Genomic DNA, 16,930 nt, shown 5'->3' on the forward strand with positions numbered 1-16,930 from the left:
CCCGCGCCACCAGGGCAAACGGCGGCACGGCGCGGGACGCTCGCGGCACAGCCGCTCCGGCATAGTGGTCACTCGGCAATAGCCGAGCGACTGCAGGGGGAAAGTAAAGTAAAACCCATGCGTGAAATTTTACCCCTGTTTTAGCACCTCCCAAATCATATAAGCCACGTAGGTAATGGCTGCTGCTCCGAATACCAAAGCATAGTAGGCGCCAGTTGACTTAACATCGGTGGCAAGGGCGCAATTCTCCGGCCGCAAGGGGTCGTAGTAGACGTGTATTTCTCCCCCTACTAGGTATAAGAATTCCTCGTTCGAATCTTTCGCCGAGAAATTAGCTTCATGCAAGCGGTGGTGCGGGTCCTGGTAAGTAGCCTTGAAGTGGCTGATGAAAGCATCCCTCTCTCTGGTAAGCCTGGCCTCAGTAATGACTGCCGAAGTAAGAATGCCATTAGCCCGCAGATATATATTTAGCCGGAGCTGCCGAGCATTAATCCAGATTAGGTAGATGCCCATTGTGAAGCACACTGTGGCAGTCAGGTATGGGTGTTCCATCTCGGTAAATTACTCCCGCTTCAGCGCCTCCCGAATCCCGCTCAGGCCACCAGCTATATTCTCCAGCTTATCGAGCATTTGCAGGAGCTGGCCGGCGCCGGAGTGGCGGAGGTTGTCGAGGTAGGTTTGCTTGATTTGCTGCCAGCGGGCGGCTTGCTCGGGGGTGAGCCAGCCGAGTAGCTCGCGCAGCTTGAGCAGGTTGGATTCGGTGGCGCTGGTCAGGGTCTGGGCCTCGCTTTCGTAGTGGGCGGCCAGCAGGTCGGTTATTTCCTGGTCGTTCATGACGGGGCGCACTTTCTCGGCCAGCTTGTTCATGTTGCGGTAGGAGCCCTGGAGCTTGAACGGCGGCTCGGTGCGGTAGGCGTCGGCTTGGGCGGCGCTGGCAATGTAGGCGGCATTTACCTTGGCCACCACGTCGCGCAGGCGTAGCAACTGGCCGAGCACGGCCACGTACTCGTTGAGCTCCTCGGGCGAGTGGTTGCCCTCGAAGCTGAGGCCGTCCTGCTGGCCGGTTTCGGCGAGGCGGATGAGGGCGGGCACGTCCTGGGGGCTTTGGGTGGCGAGGCGGGCTAGGGCCGTGTTGCTGGTGAGGGCGTTTTCGAGGTAGGAGAGGCGGAAGGCGTCTTCGGAGCCGGCCGTGAGGATGTCGCCGAGGTTGTAGATGTCGGCGCGGTTGGCGAGCATGTCGGGCAACTGGAATACGTCGCCGCTTTCGGTGTAGGGGTTACCGGCCATCACCACGGCCACCTTGCGGCCCCGGAAGTCGTAGGTGCGGGCGCGGCCCTGGTAGATGCCCTCAATCTTGCGCTGGGCGTCGCAGAGTGAGATGAACTTCTGCAGAAACTCGGGGTGGCAATGCTGAATGTCGTCCACGTAAATCATCACGTTGTCGCCCATCTCGAAGGCCAGATTCAGCTTTTCCAGCTCCTGCCGCGCCCCGGCGTTGGGGGCCTGGGCGGGGTCGACGCTGGTGACGGCGTGCCCGATGGCCGGCCCGTTGATCTTCATGAAGATGAGGCCCAGGCGGTTGGCCACGTACTCCATGAGGGTGGTTTTGCCGTAGCCGGGCGGCGAAATCAGCAGCAGCAGCCCCATCAGGTCGGTGCGCTTGCCCTCGCCGGCCGTCCCGATCTGCTTGGCCAGGTTGGCCCCGATGAGTGGCAGGTACACTTTATCAATCAGCTGATTGCGCACGAACGACGTGAGCACGCGGGGCCGAAAATCTTCCAGGCGCATATCCTCAGCGGCGCGGGTCAACAGCTGCTTTTTCGTCTCCTGAAACTGCTCGAACTGGGCCACGGTGGTGCGGTCGTAGTGCAGCAGGCGGCGGCGGAGTTCGGGGAAGTTGAGGGTGTAGTTGTTGGTTGTTAGTTGTCCGTTGTTAGTGGTAATGATGCGCGGGTGGGTGCCCTGGAAGCCGTCGAGGGTTTCGGTGGTGGGCGTGTGGACCACGCGGGCGGGGTCGAAAGTTTGGGTGAGCAGGAGGACGGCAGTTTCTGTTGCCTCACCCCCCCGGCCCCCCTCTCCGGGGGGAGAGGGGGGAGCCTGACGATTGATATCGTTGGATGAGTCTCGTAGTTTGGGTTGAGTTAGGCCAGCACCGCTATTTGCCGACTGGCTCCCCCTCTCCCCCTGGAGAGGGGGCCGGGGGGTGAGGCAGCTCTGCACCCACTGGCGCACCAGCTGGAACTGGGCCACGGGCTGGTCCTGGAGCTGGGTGATGGACTGTTGGAACAGGTCGGTGGCGTGGCGCTCCTGCAGCTGCTTCTGGAACTGCTGGTAGAGGTCGGCGGCTTCCTGGGAGATGATGAAGGAGCCGGTGTGGGTCAGCTCGTGGAACAGGTAGTCGCCGGCTTCCTGCACTTGTTCTGGCGTAAAGATGCCGGTTTGGGCGGCGAAGGTTTCGACGGCGGCTTGCAGCTCGGCTTTGAGCTGGTCGAACTCCTGGGAGTCGGGGAAGACCTGCAGCAGCACGCCGATACCCTGCAGCTGCCGCTCCCAGTGGGCGCGCTGGTCGGGGTCGGCGAAGCGCAGCCAGTAAAGGGCGGCAGCGGCGCGGGTATCTGCCGGGTAGCGGAGCAGGTCTGCCGTGCGGGTGAGGCGCACTAGGGCCGTGAGCAGCAGGGCGGCGTCGTGGTCGTGCACGCCTTTGAGGTAGCCTTCCTGGTAGCGCGCGGCCATGAACTGCTGCACGTAGGTGAGTAGCTCGGCGAGGCTGAGGTGGGTTAGCTCGGGTACCGACAGCACAGCGGGTCGGCCGGCCTCGGGGTTGGCGGGGGCGGGGTGGTGGGCGGCCTGCAGGATGCGCCAGGCCAGAAACTCGGCCCGGTACACATCCTGGTTTTCCGACACCACGGTTTGCTCCCACACGGGCCGGGAGGCCAGCAGGGCGGAGTCGGTTATCTTCTGGAAGAAGTTGGTGCCGGTGAGGTGGTAGTGCAGGTCGTCGTCGCGCAGCACCACGGTCAGCTCCAGGGGCTGGGTGTTCACGGTGAAGGCGTGGGTGCCGAAGCGCAGGGTCTGGCCGCCGTCGGCGAACAGGTCGGCCCGGTCGCGGAGCTGGCGCACGGCGTTTTCGCGCAGGGTTTTCAGGCGGCTCTGCACGTCGTCGGCCTTCACCGAGTCGCCGAGGCTGAGCAGGTCCTGGGCAGTCTGGCGCACCTTCTCCACCATCACGTCGGCGGCAAAATAGCCGTTGATGTCGGCCACCGATTCCATCCGGCTGACGCGGCTCTGCACCGCTTTCAGCAGCCGCTCGGCGCTTTGCAGCAGGGCGGTGGCGCGCTGGTTGCGGGCGGCCACCAGGGCGGTTTTCTTCGATTCGAAGGCTTCTACTACCTGCTCGCGGCGGGTGGTGAGCTGCTCGATGAACTGGTCGAAGTCGGGGAACTTGCCTTCCAGCTCTTCCAGCTGCACCATGAGCTTGGTCAGGTACTCGTCGCACTTAGCGGGCGTGTCGGCCAGGTCGAGGTAGTTGGTGAGGGCCTGTTCCAACAGCTTTAGCTGGGCCGTAAATTCGGCCTGGGCCTCGGTGCCGGCCAGCGCCTGCCGCCGCCGCTTCAGCGCCGCCCTGATCTGGTTGAAGCGGGCGTACACCGTCGAGATATTGTCGATGATGGCCGTGGTCTGCGTGGGGTCGGGGATGGGCAGGTTGCTCACCATCTCAATCAGCAGCTCCAGCTCCTGGGCCACGGCGGCGGTTTCCTGCTCGCGCTGGTCGGCCTCGATGGTTTTCTGCACCTGCTCTACGCCGTCGGCAATGGCCTGCACGCGCTGGGAATAGGGCAGGAGGGCATCGGGCCGGAGCAGGAAGTCCACGGTTTGCAGCGCCACTTCCTTGCTCAGGCTTTCGAGGTCGGCGGCGTGCTTTTCCACGGCTGGCAGCTCCACGTAGCGCAGCTCCTTCAGCGAAATGACCTCGCCCCGCACCCCGCGCAGCTCGCCCAGCAGCTGCACAAACTCCGTGACGGTATCGGGCGCTGAGCGGCGGATGCGGCCGGTCAGCTCGTCGGCTTTCTGGAACACGGTGGCCGTTTGCTGGGCCGTGTTCTTGCGCAGGCTCTGCACCTTCTCGAACTCCTCCACGGCCGCCGTGGCTGTCTGGCGGATTTCGGCCAGGGGCTCGGCCAAAGCCTGGGCCGCAGGTTCGCGCAGCCAGTGGTAGGCGTCGGTGAGGCTGGTGGTCTGGCGGATCAGGTCGAGGTAGAGGCCGGCGTAGCTGTCGTCCTTGCCGGCCAGCGTCAGCACTTCCTGTACCTCGCTCATGGCCCGCACAATCTCCTTGTTGCCCAGCTTGTAGAGGTAGGAGTCGGAGGTGATGGGCAGCTGGAAATCGGGGGCGGTGTAGGGCGTCTGCCAGATCTGCACGGCGTGGTGCTTCTTGGGCTCGTCGTCGGCCCGGAAGTAGCACAGCTCCCCATTCTCAAACAGCGCGTAGCCGTGGCACACGATGGGGTTATCCACGCGCTGGGCAATGCGGTTGTAGCTCAGCAGCAGGTAGGTGCCGTGGTCTTTGTTGAAGAACACGTACAGGAAATCCTCCCCGTTCGGCGACACCACGCGCTTCTCGAACAGCATTTCCCGCAGCCCGTTGTCGAACAGCTTGTTGTCGCCGGTTTGCAGGTAGAAGCCGTGGGGGAAGATGATGCCTTGGCCGTCGGGCAGCAGCACGCAGGCATCGGCCAGGGCATCGAGGTGCTGGGCGGTTTTGAGCCGGTGGTTGAAGATGAAGTAGCGGTATTGCTGCTCCTGGTAGGGTCGGATTTTCAGCAGAATCAGGTTGCCCACCACGGCAAAGTAGATTTCCGAGTCGTCGAGGGTCTGGTCCTTGTCGTCCACCGGCTCGCTCAGAATGCCGTGGCCGGAGGCAGTATTGTCCTCAACTTTGATGGTCAAATCACCGCCCACGGTTTCCACGAACACCTTGTCCTCGATGCTGATGTGGGGGTGCTTACCGCCGCGCTGCATGTCGCGGGTGGCGCGCTTCCACTGGAACTCGTGCTGGGGCGGGAAGGTGTACTCGTGGTCGGAGCGGTTGTCGAGGTAGGTGAGCGTATCGCCCTGCACCAGCCACTTGAACGTCTTGACATCCGAGGCACTTTTGCCCACCCGAAACACCATGAACAGGTGCACGCCAATGACGGCGAACTTCACGAACTGGGTGTTCTTGTAGTAGCGGTACAGGTTGCGGAAATCCTCCAGAAACTGCGGGTTCTGTAACAGCTCCAGCCCCAGCGGCCGGAAGTCGTGCGCGGCGTACTCGTACACCCCAAACACATCGGCCAAGTCGGGCTCGGCCTTCAGGCCCAGCACCACGTTGTAGCCGAAGATGAACCGCTGGCCCACCGGCACCATGTCCCAGGCCACGCAGTTGTTTTCGGTGCTGATGCGGCCGGTGCCAATCAGGCGCGTATCCACGGCCCCAAACACCTGCTTGCGCTCCGCGTTGAGCTGGTCGAGGCGCAGGCGCAGGTCGGTGCTGCTTTTGAGCAGGCGGTTGCGCAGGATTTCGTAGGTGCCGGTTTCGAGTTGGGTAGCTTGAGCTTCCATAGGATGGCAAGGCACAGACCCTTGCGGGGAGAAAAAACGGCTAATTAGTTTCGGGAGGACCGTAACCGGGCCTTCAGGATAGCATTAGCTGGATCTGATTTAGCATAGATGACGGCGGTAGTGTCACCTTTGGCGTGGGTGCGCAAAAAGTTTCTGGACACCCGCGTCCGAAGGGAATGCTCCACGCCGCCCACAGTATACCGCACTGATACGCGCCGATTTTTGTGCCTTCTGACCCGGGTGATAATGCCCGTGGCGTACCCTGGATTTTTCAGGATAGCCGCGCGCTGTTCAGCAATATCCGCTCTGATGAAGTAGATAAGGCTAGCAAAAAGAGCAATGGAGAAAGCCAGTCCAAGAGCGAGACCCACGATTTGCCGGCGGGTCATTTGGGGTGGAGTGGTGGAATCGGGTGCTTGCATGAGCAGGTAGTCAGCGCTAGATACTAGTCGCCTCACCCCAACCCCTTCGCCGCTCAAAGCGCGGAATGAAAAAGAGAGGGGCTCTAGTTGTAGAGTTTGGAGGTAGAGAGAAACTAGCACTAGCTTTAAAAGGGTAGAAGCTAGTTCCCCCTCTCCTTTTCGGAGAGGGGACTAGGGGGTGAGGCGACTAGAGGTTACAGCAGCCGCGCCGGCTTATCCCCGATGCCCAGCGCCGCCGCCGTACCCGCCAGCTGCGTAATCGTAGCACGGGTGGCGTCGTCGCCGGCCTGGTTCATCATCTTCAGCAGCAGGGCCGAGACGCTCAGGTTCTTCATGTCCTCCGAGCTGAGGCCGAACTGGTCCACGAAGCGGCGCAGGTTGGCTTTGAAGTCGCCGCCGTCCTGGGAGAAGAAGGCGTCCTTCACGGTGCCCAGCACTTCAGAATTGTGGACGGTGCGGTCAATCATTTTGCCCTTGGTGATAGAGCCGATGATCTGGTCGAAGAACATCGTTTCGCCGCCCACGATGTCGATTTTGGCGGCTTTGAGGGCCTCGCCGATAACGCCGGCCTGGGAGGCGGCAATGTCCTTCTGAATGTTGATCTGGGCCAGTTCCACCGACTTGTCCTTGTCGAGGCGCAGCTTGAACTCCTCGTGGTCTTTGCCCACGCCGTCGAGCTTCTTCATGGCGTCGGCCTTGGCTTCGATGCCCTTGGCTTCCACCGCGAATTTCTGCTCCGATACGGCGGCTTCGGCCAACCCTTTCTTCTGGTCGGCGTCGGCGCGGAACTGGATGATGTCGGCGTCGGCCTGGCCTTTTTCGCGGTTGACTTTGGCGGCTACCAGCCCCAGCTTCTCGTCGGCCTCAGCTTGGGCACCGGCCCGCGACTGGATGGCCTGGGCTTCGGCGGCGGCGGTGAGTTGGAGCACGTTGGCTTCGGTTTCGCCTTCCTTCTGGCGGGCGGTGGCTTTGGCCTGCATCACCTGCGCCTCGGCCAAACCTACGGCCGTGGCCTTGCTGGCTTCGGCTTCGGCGAGGGTGCGAATGGCCTGGCCCTTGAACTCGGCGGCGGCCTTCTCGGCTTCGGCGTCAATGAGCACCTGCTTGGCGCGGAACTCGGCGGCCTGGCGCTCCATGTCGGCGCCGCCGACCAGGGCCACCGTGGCGGTTTCGGCCTGCTGCTTGGCGGCCGTCAGGGCCACCAGCTTGTCGCGGTCGGCCAGGGCCTGGGCGCGGGTGTCCTTGATTTTCTCCTCCTCGATTACCGTGGCTTTTTCCACCGTGATTCGCTCGCGGATGATGGCCTGGATGTTCTTTTTCTCTTCTTCCAGCGCTTTTTCCTTCTCGATCTGGGCCAAGGCGACTATTCGCTCCCGCTCGTTTACTTCCAGGGCTTTGGCCTGGGCTACGCGCTCGGTTTCCACGGCGTCGGTGCGCTGTTTGTTGCGCTCGGCCACCAGCACCTGCCGGTCGCGGTTCTGCTCGGCAATGCCCACTTCTTCCTCGGTGGCAATGCGGGCCTTTTCGCCCTTCAGGCGCTCTTCCTGCTGCACTTTCTCGGTTTCAGCCAGCTCCCGCGACTTGATGTTGGCAATTTCGCGCTTCTGCTTTTCCTGGTTTTCAATCAGCTGCTTTTCCAGCTGCAGGATGGTTTCCTGCGCCTCTACGTCCTGCTTCTTGATGGTTTTCTGCTGCTCGCGCTGGATGGCGTTGGCCTGAATTTTCTGCTCCGAGGTCAGGGAAATAATCTTCTTGATGCCTTCGGCGTCCAGAATGTTGTCCTGGTTGAGGGCCGTTAGCGGGGTTTGCTCCAGGTAGTCGATGGCGCAGTCGTCGAGCACGTAGCCGTTGAGGTCGGTGCCGATGATGGTCAGGATTTGCTGCTTGAACTGCTCGCGGGAGTTATAGAGCTCAATGAAATCGAAGTGCTTGCCCACGGTTTTGAGGGCTTCCGAGAACTTGGCGTCGAAGAGGCTTTCCAGCGCGGCCGGGTCGGAGGCGCGGTGCGCGCCGATGCTCTGGGCCACGTTCACCACGTCCTGGCTGGTTTTGTTGACGCGCACGAAGAAGTTCACCTTCACGTCGGCGCGCATGTTGTCTTTGCAGACCAGCCCTTCGGAGCCGGCGCGGGCAATAACGATGGTTTTGAGCTTGATGTCCATCACCTCCAGCTTATGCAGCACGGGCACCACAAAAATGCCGCTGAACGACACCTGCGTGTCGCCCATGCCGGTGCGCACCAGGGCCTCGCCCTGCACGGCCTTTTGGTACATGCGCGCCACAATGGCAATAAAGCCCAATAAGAGGACGGCCACGATGACAATCACCGCGAGAGAAAGTTGTTCTAGCATGGAAGTAAGGAGTAGGAGTAGAGGCAAATCGGGAGAAAGGAAGAGAAAATTATTGGTAGGTAAGCGGTACAGCCGTCAGCTTGGTACACGCTGTAGAGACGCAATATCTTGCGTCTCGTCGTTGCTGATGTTGTTATCTATATGCGCTGTCGGTCGTTCAACGACGAGACGCAAAATATTGCGTTTCTACACCGTTCTGTTGATCTGCGAAACGATTCAGGGCGCGTCATATGGCTCCACAAGGTAGCAGCGGCGGGTGGCATCGTAGTCAATCACCAGCGCCGTATCACCTTTTTTTAGCTCAACGGCGGCGGAGGCGGCGCGCACGCTCAGTACCAGTGGTGCCCCGGTGGCCTGGGGCACGCTGGCCTGCCCCAACTGCTGCTGGCTGGCGGGCAGCAGCAGGGTGCAGACTTTGCCCAGCGGCTGCGCGCCGCCGTCGTGGTTGCGCTCCATGGCCGCAAACAGCCGCACAAACGGCAGCGTGAGCACCTTGGCCACCAGCAAGCTGCCCAGCAGCAGCGGCACCAGCAGCACCGCCCCCAGCAGCCCCGACGTGTTGCCCAAATAGTGGTTCAGCAGAATGCTGCCCACCCACCACGGCAGCGCCACGAAGCTCACCAGCACCATCAGCGGCACCCGGCCCAGGTTGAAAAAAGCCAGCGCATGGTTCAGCCAGCTCACGCCCATATCGGCCGGATCGGGCGCGGTGTGGCCGTCGGGACTGAAGTGCGCGGCGTGGTCGGTATCGACGTCAAGGGTCTTGAAGTCGAGTACGCCCAGAAGCACCGTCAGCCAGTACAGCAGCACGAACACCAGCAAGCCGGTGGGCAGCAGGTTGGGCGGCGAAACGGCAGCATGTAGAAGTTCGGTCATGGCAGAATAGAAAGTGGGGTAGAAAGCCAGTGCCGAAGATGTTGACTGGGAATTTACCCCAGCCCCAGCTTGGCCTTCAGGGCCTGCAAATCGGCGGAAGCTTGGCCGCTGCCGTCCTTGCCCAGCGCCTTGTCAATTTCCTGATCGATGGACTTGCTTTCCTGGGCAATCTGCCCGTACGATTCAGCCAGGGCTTCCTCAGTCGCCACCTTGTCCTTCATGCGCTCCAGCAGCGCCACCGTGCCCGACGAATCCAGTTGGGCCAGCTGCTGGTTGATGGTTTTGGTGGCCGTGCTCACCGTCACGCGGGCTTTCAGGGTTTTTAGCTCGTTGTCCCACTGCGAAATGGTGCTTTTGAGCTGCTGCACGTTCTGGTCGAGCTGCTGGGCCGAGGCCTCAAACTTCTGCTGTTCCTGGGTGGCGCGGGTGGCCTGGGCTTCGTGCTGGGTTTTCTTGAGCAGGGCTTCCGTGGCGAGGCGGTCGGCTTCGGGAGCCTCCATCTCCTGGCGGTGCGCCTTCTGGAGCAGCAGCACGGCCTTGTTTTCGTAGTCAAGGGCGCGGCCACGCTCCGTTTCGGCCTCATTGCGGCTGCGGATGGCCAGGGCCTTCACCTCGGCCAGCGCGTGCAGGGCCTTGTCTAGGTCCAGGCGCAGGTCGCGCAGCCCCTGCTCGATCATTTTGATCGGGTCCTCGAACTGGTTGACTGCCGAATGCGCTTCGGCCTGCCCGATTTTGAAGATGCGGTTGAAGAGGTTCATGGCTGTTGGGAGTTTGGGGTGTTGAGGAAGTTTGGATCGTCATGCTGAGCCTGTCGAAGCATCTCTACCGCTTCGTCTGAATGGTATTGCAACGAAGCGGTAGAGATGCTTCGACTTCGCTCCGCTGCGCTCAGCATGACGGTCAGATGTCCTCGGAACCGGATTTCGAAAACGCAATCAGCTCGTCGCTGAACTCGCTGAGTAGCAAGCCCAGGGAATTGAAAACGGCTTCCAGCTCCTGCCGGTCGAGGTGCTCCAGCTGAAGCGTGTCGCGGAAGATGACCTTGCGGCCTGTTTCGTCAAGCACGAAAGCGCCGTGAATGATGTCACGGTTCTTCTGGAGCAGGCGCTGGTAGATGTCGCAGTTAGGGGCCAGCAGATCCAGCAGGTACTGCTCCAGAATCAGCAGCGGCTCGCCGCAGCCCAGCACCAAGTGCTCGATGCCTAGCTCCGGCTTGCTCACTACCAGCAGGTTGTTAGCCTCATCCTGGTGGCAGATGTCGAAGTCAAGCTCCAGCAGATAGTTCTGGATTTTATAGAAGTAGGAGTTGGCCATAGAGTAAGTCGAACTTGGGGAGAAGGGAAGTTGGCCAGAAGGTAAGTACTATCGGGAAGCCGTCCGTAGCGCGGTGCGGAAAGGCTTTGGATCTAATGGCTCAAAAAAATAGCGGAGCAGAAAACTGCCATCGGGAATATGTGCTAGCTTTACGATGCAAGTGTACTCAAAGTTTGAGATACGCTCAAGTTTTGAGCAGAAAATATTTTTGCCGCATGTCGTACGTAGGAAAGAACATTCGCAAAATTAGAACCGTCAAGAAGCTGAGCCAGGCCGCTTTTGCCGAGTTGTTTGGCCTGGCCCGGCCCAGCGTAGGGGCATACGAAGAAGGACGGTCTGAGCCAAAAATGGAGACGCTGATCCAGATTGCTCATTATTTTGGCTTATCGGTAGACTTGCTACTTACGAAAGAGCTGACCGTAAACGAGCTTTACCACTTCGACATTTTCCGGCAGGAGCCCGCCGCCGAAGTACCCGCCAAGCCGGCCGCTGCCGAGGCTGACCGCCTGGCCCAACTCACGCCCTTTGTGCCCGCCGACCGCCTGCTCGAGTACATTGTGCAGCACCACAGCACCGGGTTCATCGACGCGCTGCCGCCGCTCACGTTTCCGCACCAGCTGGGGCCGGCCACCCGGGCCTTCGAGATTGTAGGGGCCGAAATGCAGCACCAGCAGCAAGGCCTGCGTCACCAGGATGTAGTGCTATGCTGCCGCGTAGATAAGGCCACGGCCACCCTGCGGCCGGGCCGCATCTATGCCTTCGTCACGCAAAGCAGCCTGCTGGTGCGCCGCCTCTCCGAGCGCCTGCCTGCTAACGTGCTCAAGCTCCGCGCCGACAACCCCGACTACGGCACCCAGGAATTCGCCCTGGAGCAAGCCTTGGAAATATGGGAAGTGAAGGCCGTGTTCACCACCCACCTGCGCCCGCCGTCGCGCATTGAGGACCGGGTGACGCGGCTGGAACGGCAGGTAGAGGAGTTGCTGGCGCGGCTGGACGGGTAAGCGGCGCGTGTGTAACAGCCTGACTGGCCTGCCTGTGCGAAAACTATTCAGGAAGCAAACCAGTCGCTCAGCCAAGCGAATAAATCGGCGAGCAGGCCATCCAGCAGCAGGTCGCCTAGCCAGCGTAGCCCGTCTTTTAAATACTGGAACAACTCAGCCATACCAAAGGGTAAGAATATACCCCGGCAATATGCAAAGAAAGTCGCCTATCAGCCAAGTAGGTGGAGCAGTTCTTCTGAATGGTGCTCCATTCAGGTAGTCATGTAAAAGGCTACTATAAGCCGAAAACCCGGACCGGCTGGCTACCAAACAAAAACGCGAAGCCAGGCTTCGCGTTGCGGAGGAAACAGTAAAAGAATAGGCCGGACCGGCAGCCTGGTTGCGGTCAGCCGTTGGAAGGCGTGACACTCCGCAACAGGGTGGAAATGGCATCGGAGAGGGGGGCGGGTTGCGGCTGCGGGCGGTTGGCTGCGCCTAAGACCAGCAGCACGAAAAGAACCAGAAAGCGCAAAAGGGTGGAAAAACGCTGCATAGAGTAAGGGTCAGGTAATCAGAAAGCTACCTCCTTGCCCGGAGGTATTGCCGAATCATACGGCAAAACTACGGCGAGGTATATTAATCCCAGGTTATTATTAACCGAACCAGGCTTTCCAGCCCACCAGTTGGAGATTATGGAGTAGAGAGCCTGCAAAAAATCCCCGATTTCTGGCTGTGGCTTCCGGCCGGTCGGCAAAAGCAATAACTTCCGGCTGCCAATCCCCATTCAAAATCCCATGCCCCATTCCGCCCTCGATACGCCCGAGCTGAATCTGGAAGCCACCAGCCAGTCATCTGCCGCCGATAAGCCCGCCACCCGGCCCATGTACTACGAGTACAAGCCCGAGGAAACCGTGCGCGCCATGCACGGCACTACCCTGCGCTGCAAAACCTGGGAAGCCGAAGCGGCCCTGCGCATGCTGGAAAACAACCTCGACCCGGCCGTGAGCCTAGTGTACGACGAGCTGATTGTGTACGGCGGGGCCGGCCGTGCCGCCCGCAACTGGAAGGAGTACCAGACCATCGTCAGGACCCTCAAAAACCTGGAGCCCGACGAAACCATGCTCGTGCAAAGCGGCAAGGCCGTGGGCGTACTGCGCACCTGGGCCCACGCCCCGCGGGTGCTCATAGCCAACTCCAACCTCGTGCCCGCCTGGAGCACCCAGGAGTATTTCGATGAGCTGGACCGGCTGGGGCTGATGATGTACGGGCAAATGACGGCCGGCTCCTGGATTTACATTGCCACCCAGGGCATTTTGCAGGGCACCTACGAGACCTTCGCCGCCGTGGCCGACAAGCACTTTTCGGGTACGGCGGCTGGCACCGTGACCGTCACGGCCGGGCTGGGCGGCATGAGCGGGGCGCAGCCGCTGGCCGTGACCATGAACGACGGCGTGTGCCTGGTTATCGAGCCCATCGACGAGCGGGTGAAGCAGAAGGTGCGCGAAGGCTACCTCGACGAGCAGGCCCGCGACCTGACCCACGCCCTGGAGCTGTGTGAGCAATACAAAGCCGCCCGCACCGGCTGGAGCATCGGCCTCACCGGCAACGCCGCCACCGTGCTGCCTGAACTGCTAACCCAGGGCTACAAAGTGGACATCGTCACGGACCAGACCTCCGCCCACGACCTACTCGACTACCTCCCCGAAGGCGACATCGACGCGGTATTGCAGTTGCGCAAAGATGACCCTGCCGAATTCCGGCGGCAGGCCCTGCAGTCCATCATGAAGCACTGCCAGGCCATTATTGACATGCAAACGGCCGGTTCCGTGGCCCTCGACTACGGCAACAACCTGCGCGGCCAGGCCGAGAAGGGCGGCCTGAAAGTGCGCGACGAGCATGGCCAGTTTCTCTACCCCGGCTTCGTGCCCGGCTACATCCGGCCGCTGTTCTGCGAGGGCAAAGGCCCCTTCCGCTGGGCCGCCCTCAGCGGCGACCCCCAGGATATCCTGCGCATCGACCGCGCCCTGCTGGAAACCTTCCCCGACAACAAAATGCTGGCCCGCTGGATTGAGAAGGCCCAAGCCAAAGTGCCGTTCATCGGGTTGCCGGCGCGGGTGTGCTGGCTGGGCTACGGCGAGCGGGAGAAGTTCGGCTTGGTCATCAACGACCTGGTGGCGCGGGGCGAAGTATCGGCTCCCATCGTCATCGGCCGCGACCACCTCGACTGCGGCTCCGTGGCCTCGCCCAACCGCGAAACCGAGGGCATGAAGGACGGCTCCGACGCCGTAGCCGACTGGCCCCTGCTCAACGCCCTGGCCAACTGCGCCAGCGGCGCCGACTGGGTTTCGCTGCACAACGGCGGCGGCGTGGGCATCGGCAACTCCACCCACTCCGGCATGGTGATAGTGGCCACCGGCACCCCCGAAAAAGCCGAGCGCCTGCGCCGCGTGCTCACCACCGACCCCGGCATGGGCGTCTTTCGCCACGCCGATGCCGGCTACGAGCTGGCCCAACAGGTAGCCCAGGAGCGTGGGGTGAAGATTCCGGGGCAGAACAGAAGAAGTAATTGATTGCTGCGTCTCCAGTGTGTGAGACTTGTTAGGTTAGTTGGTTTTTACTGTTTATATATGACAATGCTTTTTTAAAAAAAAACAAACCAAAAAAAACAACTGCAATGCTTTCTGAAAATTTACTGCTTCTGCAAGAAGATATTTGTCTTGGATCTACGCTTAATAATACAGATGTTAGAGGTGCATATAGTCCAATGCAATTTGTCTTAAGGTTAAGAAACGATGTTCGTGATGCGTTAAAAAGTGATTTTTATCCGGAGAAAATACAAGCTCTTTCGACAAGTATTCATGAAAATATCCATTGGTGGCAGCATGTGGGTTCTAATTTTGGGTTTTTATACAGCCTTTGTTATCCTGCTTTTGCTCACATGTCTAAACATTTATTGAGCAAACTTGTCGATCAAGATTTGGCTTATAAATCAATATTAAAATTTGATAAAACTTATTATGAAAAATATGGCGTAGCTGACATATTTGACATTAATTTAATTGTGAATAATTATTATGATCTTGAATACGCAAAATTATTTGCAATTGATAATAAAAATATCAAATATATATATGATGATAAAAGATATTTTTTAAATATTGGTCATTGTTATCATATATTTTGGTCATCCAATATTAGTGTTGTGGCTGATACGATTGATCCACAGTATAGCTTTTTGCCTAAGATAAATGATTGGGTTAAGGAGTTTGTGCGATTGACTGATGAAAAAATAGACGGCTTTTATGTTGAGTCCCCTGTTCATATGTCACTTACTGGAGTGAAAGCAATATATGAAGGTCAAGCAATATTTAACCAAGTGCAGTATTTGGCTAAAGCATTAAACGAAAAGTTAATGTATGTAGAATGCGAAAATATAGGCATGTTACACGGTGTATATGTTGAAGCATTCGAAATTTATTTAAAGACTACAAACATTGCTAGACCTGTTTTTGTGTTAGATATAAAAATTTCTCTATTTCTTCTTGTTTGTGATTTGTCAATAAATCCAAGTAATGGTTTTCCATTAGAAATTTATGACTATGAGGATTTTATTATTAAGAATGATCCAGGTATGAGATTTATGCAGCTTTGTCATACTATTGCTGAAAAGCCAGATTTTTTCCTTGATAAGATAAAATTGCATTCTAAGGAGGAGTATATTGAATTGAGTAAAGAGCTATCTGAATCTATTGGATGCATATGCCCTTATGAGAGTATAGCAGTGGTATTGAAATGGGGTGAGAATGAAAGTGTAATGCAGGTGCTTCGAGAGGAAGAAAAGTTTAACTACTTGAATGAAAATTTGTCTATTAGGCTGATGTTTTCAAAATATTATAGGTTTCAGGAGGATAAACAGAAGTATCCAAATGTTTTTTGTTGGTTTGGTTACCATGGTGCGAGCAATAATGATGAAGTATTTGGTATTGTTGATTATATTAGAAAGAAACATCATGCGTTATTTATAGATGATTATGATGGTGAGATTAAACCAGTGGTGTTTGATGGACAAGAAGAAGAAGATATTTGGGATACATTCAATGACTTTTATATGTATAATGTTTTATATGATATTATTTTAAAATGGGTTTCTCAGGAAGGAGATTTTAAATTTGATTATACTTGGCTTGCAAGTAGCCGTGCTGACAATATTGTGAATATTGTAAAAAAGGATTTTGAGAAAAACTTCAATATATCAATGGATGATGTTAAAATAGTGTAAGTAATTTGCGTTTTCATTAGTAGCGTGGGAATGGTGGCTCATGCTAGCGTTAATGTTAGGTCTTATTATGGTGAGAATTTTGAGCCTGCAATATTGTATTAGAGGTTTAAGTAAATAAACGCATCTGCCACCCAAAAAAATCAAAACCTACACCTCCGCTGTTCAGTAACCTATACCTGCGCTGGTCCATCACCGGCGCACCAACCAAACAACACAACCTATGAACATCGGAATCATTGGCGCCGGCCACATCGGCAGCGCCCTGGGCGTACGGCTCACCAGCCTTGGCCATTCGGTTTACATTGCCAACTCCCGCGGCCCCGAAACGCTCAAGGATGTGGCCCAGAAAACCGGCGCTACGCCCGTTACGGCCGAGGAAGCTGCCCAGCGCGGCACCGACCTCATTGTGGTAACCATCCCGCTCAAGAACATTCCCGACCTGCCCAAGGACCTGTTCGCCAACGTACCGGCCGAGGTGCCCGTCATCGACACCAGCAACTACTACCCGCACCTGCGCGACGGGAAAATGCCCGAACTGGAAACCGGCGACCTGACGGAAAGCCAGTGGGTGCAGCAGCACCTGGGCCGCCCCGTGGTGAAGGTGTTCAACAACATCTACGCCGACCACCTCGAAAATAAAGGCCAGCCCGCCGGCACGCCCGACCGCATTGCCCTGCCCGTGGCCTCCGACGATGCCGCCGCCAAGCAGAAAGTAATGGCCGTGGTCGACGAACTCGGCTTCGACGCCGTGGACGACGGCACCCTGGCCCAGTCGTGGCGCCAGCAGCCTGGCACCCCATCCTACGGCGCCGATATGCCCGCTGATAAGCTGCGCGAACATTTCGAGAGCCTCGGCACCAAGCGCACCGAAGCCCAGCACGCCGAATACCTGGCCAACCACGCCAAGACGGAGCAGCAGATGGAGGCCCAGGGCATCAAGCTGAAATAGCCAACAGCCTAAAGCCTTTCCGGAGCCGCCGCACAGTAGCGCGAACTCTGTAGTTCGCGTCTCCGAGCCGTTTGGATAGTGCCATCGGTGCAGTAGCGCGAACTCCACAGTTCGCGCTACTGCACGGCGGTTTCGGCTGCCGGGGCACGCAAGTGCCG

Annotated in this window: 12 protein-coding genes; 4 read left to right on the forward strand and 8 right to left on the reverse strand. The window is 58.2% G+C overall.

Annotation, left to right across the window (positions count from 1 at the left end):
- Positions 1-129: 129 nt before the first annotated feature.
- The 7 genes from EI293_RS10270 to EI293_RS10295 form a co-directional block, all read right to left on the reverse strand.
- Complete coding sequence (locus EI293_RS10270; RefSeq protein ID WP_125437285.1) at positions 130-552, reverse strand: DUF3592 domain-containing protein; 423 nt, start codon at positions 550-552, stop codon at positions 130-132.
- Positions 553-561: 9 nt separating this feature from the next.
- On the reverse strand, positions 562-5,601 hold the full coding sequence (locus EI293_RS10275) for a DNA repair ATPase (protein ID WP_125437287.1): 5,040 nt from the start codon (positions 5,599-5,601) through the stop codon (positions 562-564).
- A 44-nt stretch (positions 5,602-5,645) separates the two neighbouring features.
- A complete protein-coding gene (locus EI293_RS22735) occupies positions 5,646-6,023 on the reverse strand; it encodes a DUF3592 domain-containing protein (RefSeq protein WP_449404892.1) in 378 nt (125 codons plus the stop codon).
- A 194-nt stretch (positions 6,024-6,217) separates the two neighbouring features.
- The gene (locus EI293_RS10280; protein ID WP_125437289.1) at positions 6,218-8,374 is read right to left on the reverse strand and encodes a flotillin family protein; all 2,157 of its coding nucleotides are present in this window, start codon (positions 8,372-8,374) and stop codon (positions 6,218-6,220) included.
- 216 nt (positions 8,375-8,590) lie between these two features.
- Positions 8,591-9,250: a DUF1449 family protein gene (locus EI293_RS10285; RefSeq protein WP_125437291.1), complete on the reverse strand. Its 660-nt coding sequence runs from the start codon at positions 9,248-9,250 to the stop codon at positions 8,591-8,593.
- A 53-nt stretch (positions 9,251-9,303) separates the two neighbouring features.
- Positions 9,304-10,008, reverse strand: a complete 705-nt coding sequence (locus EI293_RS10290; RefSeq protein WP_125437293.1) for a PspA/IM30 family protein — start codon at positions 10,006-10,008, stop codon at positions 9,304-9,306.
- A 142-nt stretch (positions 10,009-10,150) separates the two neighbouring features.
- Positions 10,151-10,564 (reverse strand): type III secretion system chaperone family protein, encoded by a 414-nt coding sequence (locus tag EI293_RS10295; protein WP_125437295.1) that lies wholly within the window; start codon positions 10,562-10,564, stop codon positions 10,151-10,153.
- 215 nt (positions 10,565-10,779) lie between these two features.
- On the opposite strand from EI293_RS10295, the gene EI293_RS10300 reads away from it, so the two are divergent.
- Positions 10,780-11,565: an XRE family transcriptional regulator gene (locus tag EI293_RS10300; protein ID WP_125437297.1), complete on the forward strand. Its 786-nt coding sequence runs from the start codon at positions 10,780-10,782 to the stop codon at positions 11,563-11,565.
- A gap of 385 nt (positions 11,566-11,950) precedes the next feature.
- On the opposite strand, the gene EI293_RS22095 is transcribed toward EI293_RS10300, so the two are convergent.
- Positions 11,951-12,097, reverse strand: a complete 147-nt coding sequence (locus EI293_RS22095) for a hypothetical protein (protein ID WP_170170333.1) — start codon at positions 12,095-12,097, stop codon at positions 11,951-11,953.
- A gap of 241 nt (positions 12,098-12,338) precedes the next feature.
- Between EI293_RS22095 and hutU the strand changes: the two genes are divergently transcribed.
- The 3 genes from hutU to EI293_RS10315 all read left to right on the forward strand — a co-directional run bounded on the left by hutU (position 12,339) and on the right by EI293_RS10315 (position 16,772).
- A complete protein-coding gene (hutU, locus tag EI293_RS10305; protein ID WP_211339553.1) occupies positions 12,339-14,114 on the forward strand; it encodes a urocanate hydratase in 1,776 nt (591 codons plus the stop codon).
- 104 nt (positions 14,115-14,218) lie between these two features.
- Positions 14,219-15,823, forward strand: a complete 1,605-nt coding sequence (locus EI293_RS10310) for a hypothetical protein (RefSeq protein WP_125437299.1) — start codon at positions 14,219-14,221, stop codon at positions 15,821-15,823.
- 181 nt (positions 15,824-16,004) lie between these two features.
- On the forward strand, positions 16,005-16,772 hold the full coding sequence (locus EI293_RS10315; protein WP_262706519.1) for an NADPH-dependent F420 reductase: 768 nt from the start codon (positions 16,005-16,007) through the stop codon (positions 16,770-16,772).
- Positions 16,773-16,930 lie beyond the last annotated feature (158 nt).

It is taken from the genome of Hymenobacter perfusus, assembly GCF_003944765.1.
GTDB lineage: Bacteria > Bacteroidota > Bacteroidia > Cytophagales > Hymenobacteraceae > Hymenobacter > Hymenobacter perfusus.

Bases quoted from the DNA above. Each gene is read 5' to 3' on its own strand.
- EI293_RS10270 (WP_125437285.1), bottom strand. From the start codon at position 552: ATGGAACACCCATACCTGACTGCCACAGTGTGCTTCACAATGGGCATC.
- EI293_RS10275 (WP_125437287.1), bottom strand. From the start codon at position 5,601: ATGGAAGCTCAAGCTACCCAACTCGAAACCGGCACCTACGAAATCCTG.
- EI293_RS22735 (WP_449404892.1), bottom strand. From the start codon at position 6,023: ATGCAAGCACCCGATTCCACCACTCCACCCCAAATGACCCGCCGGCAA.
- EI293_RS10280 (WP_125437289.1), bottom strand. From the start codon at position 8,374: ATGCTAGAACAACTTTCTCTCGCGGTGATTGTCATCGTGGCCGTCCTC.
- EI293_RS10285 (WP_125437291.1), bottom strand. From the start codon at position 9,250: ATGACCGAACTTCTACATGCTGCCGTTTCGCCGCCCAACCTGCTGCCC.
- EI293_RS10290 (WP_125437293.1), bottom strand. From the start codon at position 10,008: ATGAACCTCTTCAACCGCATCTTCAAAATCGGGCAGGCCGAAGCGCAT.
- EI293_RS10295 (WP_125437295.1), bottom strand. From the start codon at position 10,564: ATGGCCAACTCCTACTTCTATAAAATCCAGAACTATCTGCTGGAGCTT.
- EI293_RS10300 (WP_125437297.1), top strand. From the start codon at position 10,780: ATGTCGTACGTAGGAAAGAACATTCGCAAAATTAGAACCGTCAAGAAG.
- EI293_RS22095 (WP_170170333.1), bottom strand. From the start codon at position 12,097: ATGCAGCGTTTTTCCACCCTTTTGCGCTTTCTGGTTCTTTTCGTGCTG.
- hutU (WP_211339553.1), top strand. From the start codon at position 12,339: ATGCCCCATTCCGCCCTCGATACGCCCGAGCTGAATCTGGAAGCCACC.
- EI293_RS10310 (WP_125437299.1), top strand. From the start codon at position 14,219: ATGCTTTCTGAAAATTTACTGCTTCTGCAAGAAGATATTTGTCTTGGA.